This window comes from Streptomyces sp. NPDC006283, assembly GCF_040613325.1.
Lineage (GTDB): Bacteria > Actinomycetota > Actinomycetes > Streptomycetales > Streptomycetaceae > Streptomyces.
The window spans coordinates 1-3528 of record NZ_JBEXRZ010000380.1 but is presented as its reverse complement, the minus strand read 5'-3'; the positions used below and the strand labels follow the sequence as shown (position 1 = coordinate 3528).

The window sequence follows — 3528 nt, the reverse complement described above, 5'->3', positions numbered from 1 at the left end:
TACTGATCCGCCCACCACCGACATCCACACACGCACACCCACACTCTTTCCCTCCACGCCGCTCTTCCGATCTTGGTTGTGGTGGGTGGGGTCGGACGGCGGGTGCCGGGGGATTGTTCCCCGGGCACCCGTCGTCTCCGCGTGTCAGATGACGCGCCCGACCTTCAGGACCATCACGGTGATGGTGTCCTCGTCGGGCAGGTAGAGGACGCGCCAGTTCCCGACGGGCAGTCGCCAGTAGGCGGAGTGGCCGAGCTGGCGGGCGGTTGAGGGGCGGGGGTCATCCGCCAGGGCGCGGACCTGGGCGGCGCACTCTTTGGCGCCGGTGGGGTCAAGCTGGCGCAGGCGGCGGAACTCGGTCATGGCCTGGTGCTGCCAGACCACGGTGTAGGTCACGAGGCGGCTGCCTGACGGTCCTCAGCTTCCAGTTCGGCCATGAACGCCTCGTGGGTCTTGGTGTCGCCAGCGGCCGCGGCGCGGCGCTGGGCTTCGGCGATGTCGGCCTCGTCGCGCAGACGACGCAGTTCGTCGAGTTCGTCTATGGGGATCAGGGCAGCGGCGGGCTGACCGTACTCGCTGATCACGAAATGTTCACGGCCGTGCCGGACGCGGCTGACCAGTTGTCCGAGCTCGTTGCGGGCCCGCACGAGCGGGTAGGTCTCATCCATCCCTGAACAGTACACACCTGCAGGTCTGTACGGAGTCGCTTCTCGATGTGCGCAGGAGACCGCGGTCGGAGGCGGCCTACCGAGGCCGGCCAGGCCTGGCGGACGCTGCTACACGAACCATCAAAAGGCTTGAAGCCTCACGGCCCATTCCAGGTTCTGCCCACGAAACAGGCGCCACCCTCGCTCCCGCCCGACAATGATTTCGTGCGGCGAGACGGTCAGGGCTGACGCCAAAGGTGCGCGGCACCCACTCCCACCAGGCAATCCAGTAGTCAAGAGACGGGTCGTAGCGGCTCTGGCTGAGCCGGCCGCGGTGCAGGTGGTCTCCACCTGCCGGTACGTCTCCTCCGCCATGCCGAGAGCTTTCGCCATCTCCGCCCAGCTGCGCCCGAAGAAGACGCGCAGATCCGCAAGGCGCTTTCGCCGGACGGTAGAGCGGCGCTCCCCGGGCACTCACACGGCCATGAGCAGCGACAACACGCTCCATGCTGTACCGACCGGCAACCAACCGACCCGCCCAGACACCAAGAACGTCAGCCCCACATCGGCATCCATGTCACCAGTCGAAACCCCCCATCACAACCGGCTGAACAGCCAGAACCCTACACACACCGCACTGACATCACGATGCCGAACCACTACCGACAAACCCGCAGATCATCACCACCCGGTCCCGGCCGGTCATTGCGGACACCAGCAGTGAGGGCCTGGCGCTGTTCTGAGCAAACCAAGTCATTCAGTTAGGCGTGGGGCTGGGGGCGTCACCGCTCGCGAGCGCGGCGGTTTCGCGCGGCCCAGTCGTAGACGCGCGGCCCCTTCGCCCCGTTACCGCAGGAATGACGCTCCCAGGCTTCATCCGGCGCTTGGGCTATAACGAGATCGATCCGGCCCAGCGCGGGGACGGGCTGGGACTTCGGGACGGCCAGGACGTAACCGACGCCGACTTCCTCCAGCATCCCGCCGCAGCCGCCGTTCCTGGCCATAGGCCGAGTCCGCAGTCACCCAGGCGATGGGCAACGGCGACACCAGAGCTCGTTGGATCATGGTCTTGGCGAGGTCGCCCTTGGTCGCGAAGTCACGGCCGCCGGGTATCTTCGCCGTCTCGCAGCGTCCCCTGTCCGCCGTCCAGGACTTCGGCAGATACAACTCCCGGGTCCACCAGTGCCCGCCCATACCGGGACGCGTAAGCGGCGAAGACCCCGATCTGGCAGTCTCCATGCGGCCGGCAGTCCCCGAGTACTGCCGCTGGACGCCGGCCGAGACCGTGCCCTTCTTCAGGAAGCCGGTGTCGTCGATGATCAGCACACCGCCCCTCCCGAACTTCTCGGCGACGTACTCCTGCAGGTCGTCACGCACCTGAAGAAAGAGGCTGGCCCGGATCCGGCCGGAGTATGTGGGCATCCGGTCGACCGGGTGACTTATGAACCCGGTGAGGTCGCCCAGTGCGATCTGTGGTTCCCCGAGACGAAAGATCCAGGTCGGCGCCGGGCAGGAGCGGATGCTGCCGGTGCTGGTGATGACGCTGGGCTTCTCCCAGTTCATGACCGCGACGATGATCCCGTCCCGGCCGGCCGGCGACATCCTGTCGGGCATGTGGTCGCTGATCGACGGCATCGGCCGGGTCACGAAGACACTCGTCTGGGACCGCGAGTCCGCGATCGGCGGCACCGGGAAGGTCACCGCGCCAGCGGCGGCGTTCGCCGGCACCCTGGCCACCAGGATCAAGCTCGCACCACCCCGTAACCCCGAATGCAAAGGCATCGTCGAACGCGCCAAGTACCTGGAGACCTCGTTCCTGCCCGGCCGCGGCTTCGCCTCCCCGGCGGACTTCAACCCAGCAGCTGGACGAGTGGCTGGTGAAAGCCAACACCCGCACTGTCCGCTCGATCCAGGGACGGCCCGTCGACCTGCTGCGGACCGACTACCTGGCGATGATCCCGCTGCCGCCGGTCCGCCCGCCGATCGGGCTGAACGCCCGCGCCCGACTCGGCCGTGACTACTACGTCCGCGTCGACACGGTCGACTACTCCGTCGACCCGCAGAAGCCTCCACCACCGCCGCCCCGCCCAAGCCGGCTCATCTCCCCCACCGCGGCTCAGGCCGAAGAGGAACTGGGCGCAGCAGCCCAGACGGACCGCCGCGCTCTGGCCCGCCCCGATCTCGTTCCGCACTGCCCCGCACCCGACACCTGGGCCCGCCCCACGCTCCCGCGCCCACCTACTGCTGATGAGGACAGAAGCTGATGATCGCTGACCTGGACTACAGACTGCCTGCCCGACGAGAGCGAAGACCACTTCCTGGGCCCGGAGCAGGCATAGCTGGTCGGCACCGACACGCTGCTGACCACCCGGGACAACATCGAGGCCGTCATCGAGGCCAAGGCCATGATGTGCGTCTACCGACCGGCCGGATCCGGCAAGACGATGTCGGTGAACTCCGCGCCGCGCCACCTCGCACCAGACATCACCCACCGCCTGGAACTACGGGCCGGACCGACCCCGCGCGACATCCGCCATGGCCTGTTCCAGGCACTGGGGCTGCCCGGTGAGCCGCCCGTACGCCCCATCGAGTTCGACACCCTGCTCAAGGAGGCACTCGCCCGCAACACCCCCACGATGATCACACTCACCCACGAGGGAATCCGGCACATGGAGGCCGAGGAGGAAAAGCACGACTGAATGCCCTCGCACACACGTGAAGGCCTGGCAGGTGGGTAGCCAGCGTTTCAGTCGGGTTTCCGCGTCCCCAAGATCAAGATCAAATGCTTACGACCTCGTGCGTGATTGGCATGGGGCCGTGTCGGGGTAGCGGCTGGTGTTGTGATCACGTCTGCGTGGCGGGCAGTGCGAGTGTTTTGTTG

3 protein-coding genes and 2 pseudogenes are annotated in these 3528 nt (G+C 67.1%); 2 read left to right on the top strand and 3 right to left on the bottom strand.

Features of this window, described 5'->3' with window-relative positions; translation table 11 throughout:
- Window positions 1-144: 144 nt before the first annotated feature.
- The 3 genes and pseudogenes from ABZ070_RS36235 to ABZ070_RS36225 all read right to left on the bottom strand — a co-directional run.
- Window positions 145-396 (bottom strand): type II toxin-antitoxin system RelE/ParE family toxin, encoded by a 252-nt coding sequence (locus ABZ070_RS36235; RefSeq protein ID WP_356640326.1) that lies wholly within the window; start codon window positions 394-396, stop codon window positions 145-147.
- Window positions 393-668 (bottom strand): type II toxin-antitoxin system prevent-host-death family antitoxin, encoded by a 276-nt coding sequence (locus tag ABZ070_RS36230; RefSeq protein WP_356640324.1) that lies wholly within the window; start codon window positions 666-668, stop codon window positions 393-395. The genes ABZ070_RS36235 and ABZ070_RS36230 overlap by 4 nt, the downstream gene beginning before the upstream one ends.
- Before the next feature lie 852 nt (window positions 669-1520).
- Window positions 1521-1979, bottom strand: a pseudogene (locus ABZ070_RS36225) (transposase); the annotation flags it as partial.
- A 49-nt stretch (window positions 1980-2028) separates the two neighbouring features.
- Here ABZ070_RS36225 and ABZ070_RS36220 point away from each other — a divergent pair.
- Both ABZ070_RS36220 and ABZ070_RS36215 read left to right on the top strand, forming a co-directional pair.
- Window positions 2029-2710: pseudogene (locus tag ABZ070_RS36220) on the top strand (IS21 family transposase); the annotation flags it as partial.
- Between the two features lie 342 nt (window positions 2711-3052).
- Window positions 3053-3346 carry an ATP-binding protein gene (locus ABZ070_RS36215; RefSeq protein ID WP_356640322.1) on the top strand — a complete coding sequence of 98 codons (294 nt, stop codon included), beginning with the start codon at window positions 3053-3055 and terminating at the stop codon, window positions 3344-3346.
- Window positions 3347-3528: the final 182 nt, after the last annotated feature.

Coding starts and splice junctions, on each gene's coding strand:
- ABZ070_RS36230 (WP_356640324.1), bottom strand. CDS start 668: ATGGATGAGACCTACCCGCTCGTGCGGGCCCGCAACGAGCTCGGACAA.
- ABZ070_RS36215 (WP_356640322.1), top strand. CDS start 3,053: ATGATGTGCGTCTACCGACCGGCCGGATCCGGCAAGACGATGTCGGTG.